This is a genomic window from Burkholderia sp. MBR-1 (genome assembly GCF_013822785.1).
Lineage (GTDB): Bacteria > Pseudomonadota > Gammaproteobacteria > Burkholderiales > Burkholderiaceae > Burkholderia > Burkholderia vietnamiensis.
On the sequence record NZ_CP053611.1, the window covers coordinates 467,201 to 482,616 of the forward strand.

12 protein-coding genes, 1 pseudogene and 1 other annotated feature are annotated in these 15,416 nt (G+C 58.6%); of the genes and pseudogenes, 1 reads left to right on the forward strand and 12 read right to left on the reverse strand.

From position 1 onward, the window contains the following. Nucleotides 1-11 precede the first annotated feature (11 nt). From MBR110_RS26805 to MBR110_RS26825, 5 genes and pseudogenes are all read right to left on the reverse strand, one after another. Complete coding sequence (locus tag MBR110_RS26805) at nucleotides 12-2,234, reverse strand: S8 family peptidase (RefSeq protein ID WP_181709778.1); 2,223 nt, start codon at nucleotides 2,232-2,234, stop codon at nucleotides 12-14. After that, a complete protein-coding gene (locus MBR110_RS26810) occupies nucleotides 2,231-3,388 on the reverse strand; it encodes an AAA family ATPase (RefSeq protein WP_181709779.1) in 1,158 nt (385 codons plus the stop codon). The genes MBR110_RS26805 and MBR110_RS26810 overlap by 4 nt, the downstream gene beginning before the upstream one ends. 134 nt (nucleotides 3,389-3,522) lie before the next feature. Beyond that, nucleotides 3,523-3,756, reverse strand: coding sequence for a DUF2274 domain-containing protein (locus MBR110_RS26815; protein WP_181709780.1), 234 nt, complete (start codon nucleotides 3,754-3,756; stop codon nucleotides 3,523-3,525). Beyond that, nucleotides 3,753-4,427 (reverse strand): annotated as a pseudogene (locus MBR110_RS26820) (TrbI/VirB10 family protein); the annotation flags it as partial. The gene MBR110_RS26815 and the pseudogene MBR110_RS26820, both read right to left, overlap by 4 nt. Nucleotides 4,428-4,541: 114 nt before the next feature. Next, nucleotides 4,542-5,150, reverse strand: coding sequence for a hypothetical protein (locus MBR110_RS26825; RefSeq protein WP_181709781.1), 609 nt, complete (start codon nucleotides 5,148-5,150; stop codon nucleotides 4,542-4,544). Nucleotides 5,151-5,225: 75 nt separating this feature from the next. Between MBR110_RS26825 and MBR110_RS26830 the strand changes: the two genes are divergently transcribed. After that, nucleotides 5,226-6,463 (forward strand): IS3-like element IS1416 family transposase gene (locus MBR110_RS26830; protein WP_105819029.1). Its coding sequence is split into 2 segments (ribosomal slippage): nucleotides 5,226-5,517 and nucleotides 5,517-6,463, totalling 1,239 coding nucleotides; the frame shifts between segments, so codons are not numbered across the junction. Continuing rightward, nucleotides 5,507-5,623: a sequence feature (AL1L pseudoknot), on the forward strand. It overlaps the preceding gene by 117 nt. A 151-nt stretch (nucleotides 6,464-6,614) precedes the next feature. Here MBR110_RS26830 and MBR110_RS26835 read toward each other — a convergent pair. The 7 genes from MBR110_RS26835 to MBR110_RS26865 form a co-directional block, all read right to left on the reverse strand. Then, a complete protein-coding gene (locus tag MBR110_RS26835) occupies nucleotides 6,615-6,749 on the reverse strand; it encodes a 4Fe-4S dicluster domain-containing protein (RefSeq protein WP_139164705.1) in 135 nt (44 codons plus the stop codon). 1,575 nt (nucleotides 6,750-8,324) lie between these two features. Continuing rightward, nucleotides 8,325-8,885, reverse strand: a complete 561-nt coding sequence (locus tag MBR110_RS26840; RefSeq protein ID WP_226246446.1) for a double-CXXCG motif protein — start codon at nucleotides 8,883-8,885, stop codon at nucleotides 8,325-8,327. A 235-nt stretch (nucleotides 8,886-9,120) separates the two neighbouring features. Next, a complete protein-coding gene (locus MBR110_RS26845) occupies nucleotides 9,121-9,546 on the reverse strand; it encodes an NTF2 fold immunity protein (RefSeq protein ID WP_181709782.1) in 426 nt (141 codons plus the stop codon). Between the two features lie 69 nt (nucleotides 9,547-9,615). Next, complete coding sequence (locus tag MBR110_RS26850) at nucleotides 9,616-10,140, reverse strand: SMI1/KNR4 family protein (protein WP_080938783.1); 525 nt, start codon at nucleotides 10,138-10,140, stop codon at nucleotides 9,616-9,618. Between the two features lie 9 nt (nucleotides 10,141-10,149). After that, nucleotides 10,150-14,397 (reverse strand): RHS repeat-associated core domain-containing protein, encoded by a 4,248-nt coding sequence (locus MBR110_RS26855; RefSeq protein ID WP_045579751.1) that lies wholly within the window; start codon nucleotides 14,395-14,397, stop codon nucleotides 10,150-10,152. Nucleotides 14,398-14,418: 21 nt separating this feature from the next. Further along, nucleotides 14,419-14,877, reverse strand: coding sequence for a DUF1795 domain-containing protein (locus MBR110_RS26860; protein WP_006482386.1), 459 nt, complete (start codon nucleotides 14,875-14,877; stop codon nucleotides 14,419-14,421). 65 nt (nucleotides 14,878-14,942) lie between these two features. Then, nucleotides 14,943-15,386 carry a hypothetical protein gene (locus MBR110_RS26865; protein WP_034193885.1) on the reverse strand — a complete coding sequence of 148 codons (444 nt, stop codon included), beginning with the start codon at nucleotides 15,384-15,386 and terminating at the stop codon, nucleotides 14,943-14,945. Between the last annotated feature and the right edge of the window lie 30 nt (nucleotides 15,387-15,416).

Genomic DNA, 15,416 nt, shown 5'->3' on the forward strand with positions numbered 1-15,416 from the left:
CCCGCCCCCTACTACAAACGCACCGGCAACGTAACCTTCGGCTGAATGGGCACCAGCATCTTCGCGTAAGCGCGCAAGATTTCGTTGTAGAGATCCGTGTGCTTGGGTGCTTCGACCGTAATAATCAGCGCGTAGCGAATTTTGTCGGCGCTTGTCGTCGGGCCACCTGCCTCGCGCGCGTTGTAGTGGATGTCGAACACAGGATTGTCCAGGCTGCTGCCGCGCATGGACTTGTTACCGTGCAGGACTGTCTCCCACTTGCCCATGTCGGAGCGGCGCTCTTCCTCTGTCGCGTACTTCTTCATGTCGAAGAAGCCCTTCGTGTCAGCGTTGGTCTTGCCTTCCTTGATTTTCTTGTCGCTGGGCCGGAACACAACTTCCAAACCCGCCCGCGTGTAAGCGACGGCATCCTGCGGGTCGGTCGGAGAGGCATAACAGAAGGTCGCCTTCAGGCGAATGTTCCCTTGCAAGCCACCTGCGGGCAGTGGGAGCGTTGCGCGCAGGTACTTGCCCGGCTTCAACTCGCCCTGATAAACCACCCGCGCCACTCCAGCCGGACACGTAATGACTTCCATCAAGTCCTCCGGCACTTTGCCCCAACCTACTTCGGTCTTGTCGTGAGTGGCAGGATCAGCGCCATGAACAAGTAGGGCCTTGATCGCCAACGGTGACAAATCGGCACCGAGAATCGCGCGCACGCCAACAGCGTTACGCAGCAAGTACGGCGATGCGAAACTGGTACCTAACTGCGGCACCAGCGCCGGTTTCGTGCCTTCCGTCAGTACATGGAAATACTTGGAACTGCCGGCATCGCCACCGAAGGCCATGAGGTCGGGCTTCACCACGCCGGGGCTGCGCCCAGGGCCAATGGCGCTGTAAGCCGCACGCCCCCATGTCGTATCAACGTTGTCTGCAGCGCCTACAGACAGTGCATTGACGCAATCTGACGGCACCTGCACGCGGGCATTCCCTACAGCCCGATCCATTTCGCCGTTGTTGCCAACGGCGACAGTCATCAGCGTATCACCGTCACTGAGCAGATCGTCGATCACGGAAGTCCAAGCATGCACGTCCGTATCGTCGATCGGAAGATCCGGCCCCAAGCTGAGGTTGATGAATTGGTACTGGCGCGACAGCAGCACTTCTTCGACAAGTCCTAGCGTGCGGTACAGCTCCAGAGGGTCTTCCGAATCTGTCTCACGATCCAGAACGCGCAGATGATCGACATAGGAATAAGGACGTGCTGCGGTACTGTTTGGCGCGATAGGCCCAAACAGGAATGCCGAAGTCACGCCGAGGCCATGCTGCAAACCGCCCGGATCATCCGCCGCGTTTTCATCCAGAACGCGGTACGTGCCCAACCACGGCGCGATGCTGTGACGCTTGGGCAAGCCGCCATCAAGAATGGCTACCTTGGGCTCGGACGACAGCGGTTGCTCCGTCGGCAGACTGCACGCCACGGTCACGCCTGCCGATCGCTGCACCGGTCGCATACCGCGCAACTTTGGCATGGGACGAACCACGCGGACAAAGGAGAACTCGGCCAGACGCTCAATGCTGCCATGCTTGCCCTCGACTGGGAGGAACCACAAGTTGCCTGCGCTGAATGCCAGATCGGCATGAATGGTCACACCGACTTCAGCAGCGTACTTGGCAAATGCACGCTGCACGAACTGATTGTTGTCGTCAGGCAGCAGATGAATACCAACTTCGAAGAATCGATCCTTAGTCATCCCGATCGAAACGATACGATCCTTTGCCTCGAAGGCTGAAATGCGCTCGATATGCGAAAGGTCTTTCGCTTCGTTCGATCCATCTACGAGCTGCCCCGCCCAATCTTTCAACTTACGGAACGCTTCACGTCGACCCACCACGAAAAGCTCGGTAGTAGTCGATTCGCGCGGCGGCCCCTTCTTAGACCAAGCCTCCGGCGTGAGTTTGACGGCTCGGCTACCGACCGACTCAAGACCTGCGCTACGCAGCATGGCTGCCGGAAAGAAGGAACGCGCGATGTAGCTGGGATTGAGCGCGAGGCGAGCCACACCCAAATCCCCAGGGCAAGCTTTGTCCGGCAAGCCATCGAGGCTGGACGCCACTTCGGCAAACTGCGGCATCAACCGCTTCCTTGCCTGCTGCAATGTGTACACCTCGGCCTTGTCCATGCCGCGCTTGGGGCCCTTGATTTCGTTGGTCAGCAGTTCCCCTCGTCCGATCAGGAAATTGGTCTGGCTCATGCCTCACGCCTCCGCTTTTTTGGAACGACGGTTGGCCCGTCGGTGGTGTACTTGCGAATGGTGTCCCGGCTCACACCGGTAATGTCTGAAATATTGTGCTGGGACAGGCGCGTCTGCTTTGCCAGCAACACAGCCATGTCGATGCGCCCCTGCCGATCCAGTATCAAGGCGCGCGCCTTGATGAACTCCTCGATCAGATCGGCATCTGGCGTTGTCCCCAATGCAACGGCACGTCGAAAACGCTGTATTTCACGCTCTATGTCACTGAAGGATTGGCCACGAAAAGCGAAGGTCAAAATTTCGATCCAACGACCAAACAGTGCGAAGTCCGGCCCCAAAAATCGCTTGATGGCATCTTTGACTGCTGCCGGCTCCGGCACCTTGAAGTCCACGACCAGATCAAATCGCCGCCACAGTGCCGGATCAATCAACTCCGGGTGATTGGTGGCAGCCAGCAACAATCCGGTGGCAGGCCACTCATCGACTTCCTGCAAGATCACCGTCACCAGGCGCTTGAGTTCGCCGACATCGGTGTCATCGCTGCGGCGCTTGGCAATCGCATCAATCTCATCCAGCAGAAGAACGCAGGGACTGCGCTTGGCGAAATCCAGCGCAGCGCGAAGATTGCTGCCACTGCGTCCCAACAGGCTGCTCATCACGGCTGTTAGATCGAGCACGTATAGCGGCACACCCAACTGGGCGGCCAACCAACGTGCCGTCAACGTCTTGCCCACGCCCGGTTGACCAACAAAAATGGCTGAGCGCGTGGGGGTTAAGCCTAGGGCGGCAAGACGCGCTACTTGCTTGCGCTCCTGAATCAACTGCCCAAGGGACTCCTCCAACTCAACCGAGAGCAGCGGTGCCTCCCGATCTGCGGCGTCCTTGAATACCTTTAGCAACGACAGCCGCGACTCATCATCGACCGGCAACACCTGTTCAGGCACCGAAGGAGCCGCGACCTTGCGCATCGGCGCCCCCGCCCTGTGCGGCTTGGCGCGCAGGAACAAATCCACTTGCTCAGCCAACTCCGGCTCGGTTCCCCGGTACTTCCTGACCAGTCGCGCAGCAAACAGGCGCACGTCCTCCGTCTGCTCGGCCAAGGCCAACCGAACAATCTGGGCTAAATCAGCCTTCAACCCAATCAATTCGCCCATAACAACACCAATACATTGATTTATAACAGTTTTTCTATAAACAAAACTGGACTAAATGTATTGTCTCACACTTCCAAGGTGACTGTGAAGGTGGGTGTGCTCCGTGTACCAATCAATCCCGCCCTCCCCTCCTCTTACGAGCTTGATGGCTTCGTGGCTGTTCGGCTGAACCCCCGATCCCCTACCATGAACGCCCCCAGCATGTGCGGGATCAGCACCGTGGCACCGACCGCGTCGCCATAGGTCTGTGCGTACAACTCGGCGTAGCGGTCAAGGTCGGCCTTGAGCGTGGCAGGACACGCGAACGTCAGCTTCACGCTCTCGGTTTTCGGCAGCGGCCCCAGCCGCAGCTTGCGCGACGTGCTCATCGTGAAATCCCCCGGTTGAAGAACAGCAGCTGGTACGGCCGCAGCACCAGACCGCGGTTCACGATGATGCGGACCGGCAGGCCCGGCCGCTCGGTCAAGGCCGGCTGGATGTTGAGGTTGCGGCGAGTGAACTCCTGACCGACCTGATTGGCCGCGTCCAGAGCGCTATCCCGCAACGCGATGACAGTATTGCCATTGACGTTTCCCTGATTGGAGACGGCCAGCTCGAAACCGACACCCAACACAGTGGACAGTGCAGCCTCCGCCAAGCTGCGTCCCAAGTGCCAATCGACGCCATCCTCCAGGCCGGCATAGCCGGCCGGATCGGCACCGGCCAAGTTGTCGAGCGTGACCGAAGACGTGTCCGGCCGGATGATGCGGTTCCACACGATCTGCACGCGGCTCTGCCCGTAGGCGACCTGGCCGTGTACTTCCGGAGGACGCGCGAACCCTGCGGGATCAGCAGATAACGTCCGGTCGGCCGGCTGCGCCGCCGTCGAAGCCGGGCCGACCGCCCGCGGATCGAAACCGGCCAGGCCCGATGCCGGTACGGCGGATGCGGCCTGCACGGGCGTAGGCGCGGCGTGCTGGCTACTGGATCGGAAAAGCACCGACGATCCCGCCGCGTCCTCGACCTCCTTGCGCATCACGTCGCGCTCGGCGGCGGCCGGGTCGTTAGTGGTGCCAACCTGTCAGCTAAACCTCCGGACTACCACTATCGAGCGGCCCGGCGGACGAGATTGCACTCGGCGCTCGTACCTTCGAACCGAGCTACGGACGATCAGTCACCAGAGAAAAAGCGCACGCGAATCCGAGCGTCCCTGGTGGAATTCGATGAGTTCGCTCTTCGCTCGCAAGGTATCGCTCCAGAATTGTGATACTGGGTCCAACATCGGCGAAGCGTTAGTGGCAATGTTCCGTTTCCAACTCGCGTCCGCGTCAAACCACCAACCCGGACCACGGAGTTGCTCGAAGAAGTGCCGAATCGAGATCAAATTTCCATAGATCCGCATTTGCAGAGCGATGACGTGAGGGTAAAGACCACTGAGGGGATTGAGAGGTGACTTCAAGTTGCCACATGCTCCGATGAGGCTGCCGTACTTCGAGCGGGCATCGCTGGTCACTTCCGTGACGTAGCCAGCACCCCACGCGGATATTGGAATCGTGTCCACTCGATCGCAGAAAGCCTTCGCTCGAATTGCCGCATCCGCGAAATTTAGGAAGTGGGGAGGCATCGGGGCCACGGATTCGGCATTGGCCTCCTCTTCTGCTTTGGCTTGCCATCCACTAATCACTCCTGGTGGGAACCAGTCAGGAAGAACGTCAACGATGGTCGCACAATTCATACAGAGCCATGCGCCATTCTCGTACGCGCGACGCTGCTCCTCAGTCATCTCAGGGGCAGGCCGGGGGCCATTATGAACCGCACCGAATTTTGTGGAGGCTCGGATTCTTGAGAGAATCGAGCCATGAACAAGAAGGCAACCAAGTTTTCCCCGGAAGTCCGGGAGCGCGCAGTGCGTCTGGTACGTGAGCAGCGTAGCGAACATCCGTCGATGTGGGCGGCGGTCGAATCGATTGCGCCGATGATCGGCTGTACGCCGCAGACGCTGCTGGATTGGGTCAAGCGCGAGGAGATCGATCGTGGGGAACGTGATGGCGTGAGCACGGCCGAGCGTGAACGCATCAAGGCCCTGGAGCGTGAGGTCAAGGAACTGCGCCGTACCAACGAGATTCTCAAGCTGGCGAGCGCGTTTTTCGCCCAGGCGGAGCTCGACCGCCGATTCAAGTCCTGAAGGCCTTCGTTGATCAGCATCGCGACACCTTCGGGGTCGAGCCGATCTGCAAGGTATTGCGGATCGCCCCGTCGGGCTACCGACGCCATGCTGCGCAGCTTCGTGATCCGTCCAAACGCTGCGCTCGTGCCAAACGCGATGAGGTCCTGCAACCCGAGATCAAGCGTGTCTGGCGGGCCAACATGCAGGTCTACGGTGTGCCGAAGGTCTGGAAGCAGATGAACCGGGAGGGCATTGTGGTCGCACGCTGCACGGTCGGGCGGCTGATGAAGCTGCAGGGCTTGCGAGGCACAGTTCGCGGCAAGCGAGTTCGCACGACGAATCCCGATACGAGCGCCCCGCGCCCGCTGGACCGGGTCAACCGGCAGTTCAAGGCTGAGCGCCCAAATCAGCTCTGGGTGTCTGACTTCACCTATGTCTCGACATGGCAGGGTTGGCTGTACGTGGCGTTCGTGATCGACGTGTTTGCCCGTCGCATCGTCGGTTGGCGCGTCAGTTCGTCGATGAGCACGGACTTCGTTCTGGATGCGCTCGAACAGGCGCTGTACGCGCGCCAACCGGGCGACGATGGGACCTTGATACACCACTCCGATAGGGGGGCTCAATACGTCAGCATTCGGTATAGCGAACGTTTGGCCGAGGCGGGTATCGAGCCGTCCGTCGGCAGCCGTGGCGACAGCTACGATAACGCGCTGGCTGAAACGATCAACGGTCTCTACAAGACGGAACTGATTCATCGGCGCGCCCCTTGGAAAACGAGGGAATCCGTCGAACTGGCAACGCTGGAATGGGTCGCCTGGTACAACCATCATCGGCTGATGGAACCGCTCGGCTATATCCCGCCCGCCGAGGCTGAGGCAAACTACTACAGGCAACTCAGAAATGCTGCTGAAGTGCCTGCATTAACTTAAACCAACCGGCCTCCACGATTCCCGGTGCGGTTCACTATGACCATTGAGTGCAGCTGAAATCTCATTTCGTTCGCGGCATGTTGCCCAGTAGTCGCCGTCGGGCAATAAGTCCGGATCTGGGCGCCCTGATTTCGTCACGATGTTTTCCGGGCTAATTACGCGGGCAGCTTCGATGGCACCGCCGACATGCCGTACATCGTCTTGCCGATTGTGAAGTGGTGCCCGTTGCGCGCGAGAGTGGCGCTCTCTGCGGCTTCCGTGGCGGCGATGGATGCAGCAAGTCCATCGCGCAGCTTCACGGCGTCAGCCAGCGTCAGTTCGGTGGCAACGCCATCGAGCGTGATCACGACCGGATGCTGGACGATTCCGGTGTGCTGCTGGGCACGAATGGGAGACTTCCGGTACCGAGATCGTGCGGGGTGCATGGTGTCGCATTTGCTCGGACCGCGAGAAGGTGCACGCATATCGCCACAAGGACGGCCTGGCAAGGCTCCGTGAACGAGCGAAGAGCCACGGTGGGGTTTGTCTCTCGAAGGTCTACGAGGGCACCAGAGCATAACAAAACAGTACGTCATGAGCGATTGAGCAACGGTTCATATCCTATCGCGCCATTGTCCGCCAAAGACAATCTCACTGAGCTGAAACGCGCCGGCGCGTCGTGCATCGGGTTGAATAGCTCACCTCCCGACCGCTTCATGTCGCCGCTTGCGGCGAGTCCTTTCGGTTGTCGTGATACTGATGAAATAACACCGAGCACACCAGTGGCCACGTCGAACGGTATTCGGTGTGGCGAGCCATCGATGGCCTCGGGCGCATTCCCACTCAAGTCTGGTTGCGCTATTCACATAAGTCGCTGAGACGCACTTCCCACCACGCTCAAGCGCAATCTCTTTCATCAGATCAAGCCCAAGCCTGGACGCGTCGCGGCTACACACTGGGCACCAGTGTCCCCGAACAACTGCCCCAGGAGCAGCCTCCCAGCGATGCCCGTGTTCGCACTCCCATTTCAGGGGCGTCGCTGCGTTTCGGTATGTTTCGGACAAGCACCGACCGCCCAGCTGCGTCGCGCGCTGGCGCATGCGCTCGATCCCAAAGCGCATCGAGTCCCGCTGACACTCCGGGCACCAAGCACCACGAAAGATTCTCGCGCCTCGTGTTTCCCACTCGTGATCAGCACCACACCGGAACCTGTAGTAGCCCTTGATCCGTTTCTCGTTGTACCAGCGAACGTAAACGATAGCGCTCTGTCAGTTTCGTGTAGCCGCTCGACAAACACTTCCCGCCTCTCGCTCTTGCCGCGGCTCGCATGCCCGTCATCCCATCCGGATCGGCCATTCGCCTCGAATGTTGCACCCTCGCGCAGAGCACGCACCAAGAGCCTTTTCGCAGATTCTCGGCAGTCTTCTCGAAAACGTGCCCTGCCTTACATACAAACTGGAGTCGTGTGCCTCGGCCCGCGTACTGCTCCGAAAGACAGCGGCCGCCGGCGTGGCGCGCGAGTTGATGGATCTGACGAAGGACCTCGTCAACGCGACATGCCGGACACTGGACCATCGTGTAGAACAGATAGGAGCCGCATCGGCTTGATTCGTGTCCCTTGCGACATCGAAATCGATACTGCGCGTGCCAGCCTTTCCATTCAGATTCCAGCAACTTCAGTCCGTATGGACGAAGAGCCTCTCGCATTCGCTTCAACTGATCGAGTGACAACGTTGCAGCTCCGCTAAATTCCTTTCGTTGGCGTACCCGCGCATAGAGGCCTAGAAGTCCACCACCCCGATGCATGATTCTCACACGTTACTCTCGTGAAATCGAGGACACCTGGGCCATTCTCTGACCAGTCACCGGGAGTTGCGAAATCCTACTTCTCAGATTGCGAAATGACCCCTCCGAAATCGAACCCTTTTAATTCATTTTGCTCTACAAGCTCCCTAAAACGCTCGGATACAAATACTGAGGCAGGACTTTCTTTTAGGCGAAATATATCAACCCCTTCAATGCGACTCTTCAGAAGGAATATTTTATTAAAAACCGTCGCCTGTGGGTAGACTTTGAATTTTGATGCGTCCATATCGACAGCATTCTCGATCACCCGGGTTACGTGAAATCCGAACATGTCTTTTATCGGGGCCTCGACCTGCAATATCTCCCCGCTGTCACGAATTACCGGCGCCAATACATCAAGCGCCCTCTCACTAAACAGGAGAAACGGAGATAGCATCGTATGAACGTCGCTGGTCTTTTTTCTGCGCGAAGTACCCCACGTAAGCTTAACGGGGTCATAGTCTCGGCCAAACCCTCGCCCACATAGAGCGGTTGCTCGTATAGCTACGCTCTTGTCATATGCGATTTCACCGCCATCATCGACTTGAACGAGAGGCTGAAATGCTTCATCCTGCCTCAAACCGTAAGCGTTACTCACGCACCGCCCCACATCCAAATTCCATAAATACCGAGAATCCATCAGCTATTACGGCGCGGCGCAACTCCTCGCGCATCCCGGCCTCACACGGCTCAAGAAAAAATGTCGGTGTGTCACTCTCAGCACCCACGACATCCAGACCGATACTATTTACCTTTCTGCACGGAATCAAAGGGTGTCCCATTCCGTCAGGCTTGACAACGCCCAATCAGAAAAAAGGGGGCGAACGGCGTTGTTAGAGAACAGAACGCTGCCATTTGTCGTTAAAATTGAGAAACTCTTTTTTCTTCACCATCCATTTACCCGCCTTTTCTTTCATCGTGAATCGGGATATCGTCAAAATTCCCAATGTCTGGCGAACGGTGAAAACCACCTCTCCGTCTGTGGATTCGACGCTATCTTCAACATCAGTTTCAGGATCGTATGTCGGCGGATCCGAACAACCCAAGTCAATCAAACGACCTTGGTTTGTTTTCTCTTGGAACGCCCATTTCTCCAAAATAGCAGAAAGATCTTTCCGTGCACGGTCATCAATACCAGAAACATCGCCACCACTTTTCAGAGCACTATGCTTTTTCTCGTAAAAACCCTTTTCCCATTGATTCATCTCCAACATAAACGATCGCAACGCCGTTCGCGCTTGCTCAAAATCGTCATTCATCGCCTTCAACCCTTAATCATTGAAAATACCGCCCTAGTGCGAGACCTCAGCGACGATGACATACATATTTTAGCCAGGCCAGTCGTCGACCGCGACGAACTGCATTTGTTTTGTTCCGGCGACGATCATATCCAGAAATGCCGAGAATCCATCGGCTACATTGTAGAGGTTGCCACAATCTGACACCTCTGCAATATCCGGCTTCGCTGTGTCATCCGCATGCAGATGCGTTCTATCCCAATACAGGACCTTCTCAACGTTATCGAATCGCGCCAGTGCGTAGTAATTACCCCCTGGATCATCTCCAATCACAAAGAAATCGTTTAGAAAATCGATCTCACCTCTGACACGTTCGTTTTGCGCGATTAAATCAAAATTCTCGTTGCTCGTTCCGACTCCAAAAAGCGAAGCAAACGAAATCATTCCATTATCGACACCAGGAAAATCAAAATCAAGATAGTCGGCGCCACCAATGAATATGCCGTTCCACTTCTTCAAAAAATCCTTGTAATCCGTCGAAAGAACGAATCCGAGTTCCGCCTCCAATTTACCGAGGAGCGGCTGTGCAGGTTTTGCTCCATACAGAACTGGCACCTTACCTCCTTAACACGACGATTGATTCTTCAAATTAGAGACGCCACCCCTATGGGTGAATTCACTGTGAATATCCTTCGGAATTTCCTGCATCGTTACCATGTTCTCGTGGTGGTGCCAAGTATTTTTCGTGTAATCGGCGGGGCTTCCTGCCTTAGCATCCGCCAATCCAAAGTCCCCTGCTGGCGCCCTACTGTGATTTCCTTTCAGCCCCTCAACGTCTACAGATCTGACCTCATACGGCTTGAAATCAGGATAACCATTTGGATAACGGACAACCGTTCCTTTTGCGTTGGTATATACCCACGTCCCCGACTCCACCTCGACGTGAACGGTACCACCTTTTTCAAGCCATTTCGTCACATCCGGAGAGTTCAACGGTTTCTCCCCGAACCAGCCCCACGGATCGATCCATCCTGTAGGATTGGGGGCATACGCATACAAATTGTCGCCACCCAGCAGCCCGATCGGATCGTGGTTAATGAACCGGCCTACATCAGGGTCGTAGAACCTGAAAGTATTATAGTGAAGGCCCGTGCTTTCATCGGCATATTGTCCGGCATAGCGGAGCGGCTGATCCGTGCGTGCCGAAGTCAGTTCTCGGCTGTTCGGCTTGACCTTGCCCCACCCCGTATATTGCCCCGCCCACGCTAGCTCTCCAGCTTCGTCTGTAACTTCCAATGGGGCGCCCACCAGATCCGTATGGAAGTGGTATATCCGCGACGCCAGCTTCGCCGTGTCGATCGCTGCCGCCGCCAGTGCGTTCGCGATAACCGCATCAACGCGTGCCGCTGGAGAGTACGACGCATCTGGACTGTATACGTAACTGCTCACGCCAGTCTCGCGCACCTCTTGGGCGAGCCGTAGCCCCTCCCATACGAACCGCTTCGTCTCGCTGCGCAGTTTTACGCCACGCAGGTCGTAACTGGTATCCGTCTTCGCAGTCCGCCTCCCGATCGGGTCGAATTCAAACCGAGATTCGACCGTGCCACGCGCGTCGTGCGTTAGGACTGCGATCAGTCGGTTCTGCCCGTCGTAGGTGAACCGCTGCGTCTGGTTCGCTCCGCGCAGCTTCGTCGTCAGATTGCCAAACGGATCGTACTCGAAACGGAGATCTTGCCACATGAGCAGGCGATTGCCTTCGACGTACCCCCGGCTGCTGCGCTGCGCATCGTCAAGCAGGTTGCCGGCGCCGTCCCACGCGAATTCTTCAACTTGCCGATCCATCGTGTTCACCCGCCGGGTCAGCTGCCCGGCAGGATCGTAGTTGTACTGCGTACTGCCACGGAGGCCGTCGCTCATCTCGATGAGCTCGCCAGCGGCGTCGTACCCGTAATTCCGCCACAAGTGCCCGCGCCCACGACCCAGCGCTTCGGGTTGGAATCCTGCCGACTGCCAGACTTTCCGACCAAGCGGATCGTATGCGGAACGCTGAGTCAACCGCCCCTGTGTGCGCATCACTTCACGATGCAAATCGTCACGCTCGAAGTCACTCACCACCTGATCGCCACAACGGATCTGGTGAACGTGGCCTGAACCATACCGCAGGATCTGCAAGCTCTGGTCGTGCGGCAACGCTAGCGTTGTCACGTTGTCGAGCGCATCGAGCACATATTCGACTGTGCCGTTTACGCCGTGCTCGGCCATAAGGCGACCCGCTTTGTCGTATTCGAAGCTCACGACGTCCGGAGTGATGCCAAGCGCAATACCGGCTGGAGTTGGCGTACGCTCAACTTTCACCGTCCGGTCGCCCTTGTCGCGCTCAAAGCGGGTTACCTCGGTCGGCGTATGCTGAACCTTCAGATTGCCCATCCGGTCGCGCTCAAAGCGAATAGTGCGAACCGGGCGATCCGCATTAGCGCCATTGACCGGGGCCCCTACGATATCAAGCGTGAGCAATTCGCCAGCGTCCCCATACCCGAACCGCCGTTCCACGCCGTCCGGTCGCATCTCAGTCAAGAGCCGACCGCCGGCACTGTACGTGAACGCATAGCATGCGCGGTCCTGCAGTAGCTCTCGAAGCCGCCCGTCGGCATCGTACCGATAACGGGTCCGGCGCCCTGCTGGATCGCTTATCTCGACGACCTGGCCACGCGCATTGCGTAGCGACTGTCGGACCCTTCCGCCGAGGCCAACGTGCCGAACCAAAAGCCCGGCTGCATCGTATTCGAAGGCCTCCGAACTTCCGTCGGGATATGTGATGCGGACCGGCTCGCCGGTCGGACGCACATCGTACGTGATGCGCTGACCAAGCGCGTTCTCACGCATAACCGGCAGACCGAACGGATCAAAAGTGGTTCGCGTCGCTTTGCCGGAACAGTCAGTGCGCGCGACGAGCTCGCCAAGCCTATTCCACTCCAGAGTCTTACGCCCCCCCAGCGCATCAATGTGCGCGAGCGGGAGCGAGGTCAGCCCTTTCGGATACTCGTAACGGTTTTCGCGGCCAAGCGGATCCTGACTCACCAGCAGCCGACCCTGCGGATCGTATTCTGCACGCCAGGCACCACCGTCAGGCCCGACAATCTCCACGGGCCGCATGCTGTTACCGTCATAGCGAGTGCGAGTCGTGCGACCGAGCGGATCGGTCTCGGCTACGATCCTGCCCGCGTCGTCGTACTCGAACTCGGCCGTGCGCTCACCCGGCAGCATCAGCATCACCGGCATGTCGGCGTCGTTGTACTTGATCCGGTAGAGTCCCCCGTCGAAGTCGGTGTACTCGACAATCTGAAACTGTGCGTCGAAGCGCCAGTGCACGGTGCGACCATCGGCGTGCCGGACGCGCGTCTGCCGGCCATCGACGTCGTATTCGAACGACCAGTCCTCGCCCTCGCTGGTGCGCGTTGCGACGACCCGCGGCTGTCCTTCGATCGTCGCCCACACATAACTAGACGTGAAACCCAGTGCGTTCACATGACTCGCCATGAGGCCGTTGGTATATGCGAACTGACGCACGACCGCGCCATTTGCGTCCGTCACCGACGCCAGCTGGCCGTTCTCATCGTATCCATAAGCGACGGCCAGCCGGCGCTCATTGCCATGAACGAGCGTGACCGCGCTAAGCCGTCCGTGTTCCTGCTCGTAATCGAGCACGGCATTCAATCCGCCGCACGTCAGAATCTCGGCGACGCGGCCGCGGCTATCGCGCTCGAACTGGCACCACTGCCCCGCCTGATCCTCGATGCGGCGCACCCAAGCGATGCGGCCGGAGTCCGGCTCGTATCGGCCGAAGTCGTAATACGTCTCGCTAATGTCATGCAGGATGTAGCGGCCGTCGGGCGTACAGGTCAGATAGCGTTGCTCGGCCTCGCTGAACGCGGCTTGCCCGGCACGCAGCAACGGAAATCCGCTCTCGCGCCCTTGCGCGTCGGTGTACCAAAGCCGCCCGTCGCGAGCATGGAGACGAAGCTCCCACGGCGCCACCCAGCCGCGGCCAAGCGTCCCTGCATAGTCGATACTGCTCGAATAGAACCGCTTGATCGCGACCGGCATCGGGCTGGGGATCACGAAGTCGGTCTCCGATTCGGCCAACAGGATCTTTCTTCCGGTCGTGACGTCGACCGGGTTGCCGAACATCCCGCCGAGCGCCTTGTTGATCGCTGGCCCGGCAACGTACCGCCCGAACGCCTCACCGAGCACGTACCCGCCGATGAACTTCGCAGCGCACGGCAGCACCGCGCGCGACAGCCCGCCAGCCTGCTTCAACAACCCACCCAAGCCGCCGACCAGCCCCGCCAGCACGAACGCCCATTCCGTCGCCGTTCGCAGCCACGGCGGCACTTCGTCTTCGACTGGTAGGTATGTCTGCGTGCCGCCGTGAAAGAACGTGTCGTGAGAACCGTCGCCGATCGTCGCGCCGCAGGTGATCTTGTCGTCCTTCCGCGCCGCGGGCCGCCCGTTGATGAAGATGTTCGTCGATCCTTGCGCGACAAGCGGAATGGGATTGTGCTTGCTGCATGCCACGCCGCTTAACGTCGCATAGGCCGCCGAGAGGGAGTTGACGTAGACGTCCGGCGAACCTGTAATGATGTTGCCGGATTGCGAGCTGAACATCTTGCCGATCGACTCTCCTATTGATAGGAGAGCCTGCGCTCCGATACCGGCCATCATGCCGGCCAGCAACGCGACGCCGAATCCGCATGTGAATGTGGCGAAGGCGACCGCGGCGATCAGGGCAATGCCCAGCACGGCTCCGACCAGAAAGCCCGCAAGCGCGCTGGTGTGATCGATCGGGTCAGTGACACGTGCAGCTTCGTACACGATGGTGGTCCTCTGATGTTGTTATGCCGACTCTTGTTCTGCCGGACGGTAGCCGTCGAGCCAGTTGCGCCACAATGCGTCGAGCGTTTCGCCAAAGCTCTTCGCGCTCGATGCGGTAAAGATCAGCACGCGTCCCGGGGCAACGATGAATGCACCTTGGCGTTGAAAGACGGTCTTTGGACCATTCCGATAAGCAGCGTCGATGCGCTCCCCCGGCATTCCATCGGTTTCAGGCCCAAGCCGTTCAGCCTGGCGCGAAAGCACCCGGTGTCCCTGCAGCCTCGATTTGAGCAGCGCGATCTGCCGATCGATATACGGCGCAAGGGTCTCTCCGTCCTTGAGCCAGTCGCGTGCGACACTGAGGTTCGGCTGTGCGGCTGTATCGGCCGGCACGAACAGGTTGGTCGTGCGATCCTCGAAACCGTTCGGCAGAACGATGCTGCCTTCGTGAATCCGGATACGGTTTTCGGAATCCGTCATGCTGGTTCTCTCGTGATGTGTAGTTGTTGGAATGAGTGGAAATAAGCGTCCACTCGCGCCACCACTCATTTTCCTTGCAGCGCGACGGCGCTTTCCCGGCGCAAGCGCAAGCTGCCCGCGAGCAATACGACATGTGCGACGAGCCACGCGTAAAACGCAACGCCGTAGCCGGATATCGGCGTCGCATCTGCTTCGTTGAAGTACCACTTCGTCGTGAACAGTGAACAGAGCGCACACGCGAGCGCAGCTGCCGAAAACTGGCTCGCACGCGTATATCGGTTCCGGGCGAGCTGGACGGCCGCAACGACGTAGAGCGGATTGGCGAGCCATGCTGGATTGAGCATGAACAGTCCCCACCAGCCCTGGGCGAGAACCGACAGACCGCTGAGCGACGCTTCCTTTTCGAAATGCATCGCCGGCATCGTCAGCGAGAGGACGTACAGCACCCCGGATACGCCGAGGACCGTCTCTCGCCTGACGCGCGGCGGCGAATCAAAAACGTTCATCATTTCGCGAATCCATTGCACGACGCTTCAACC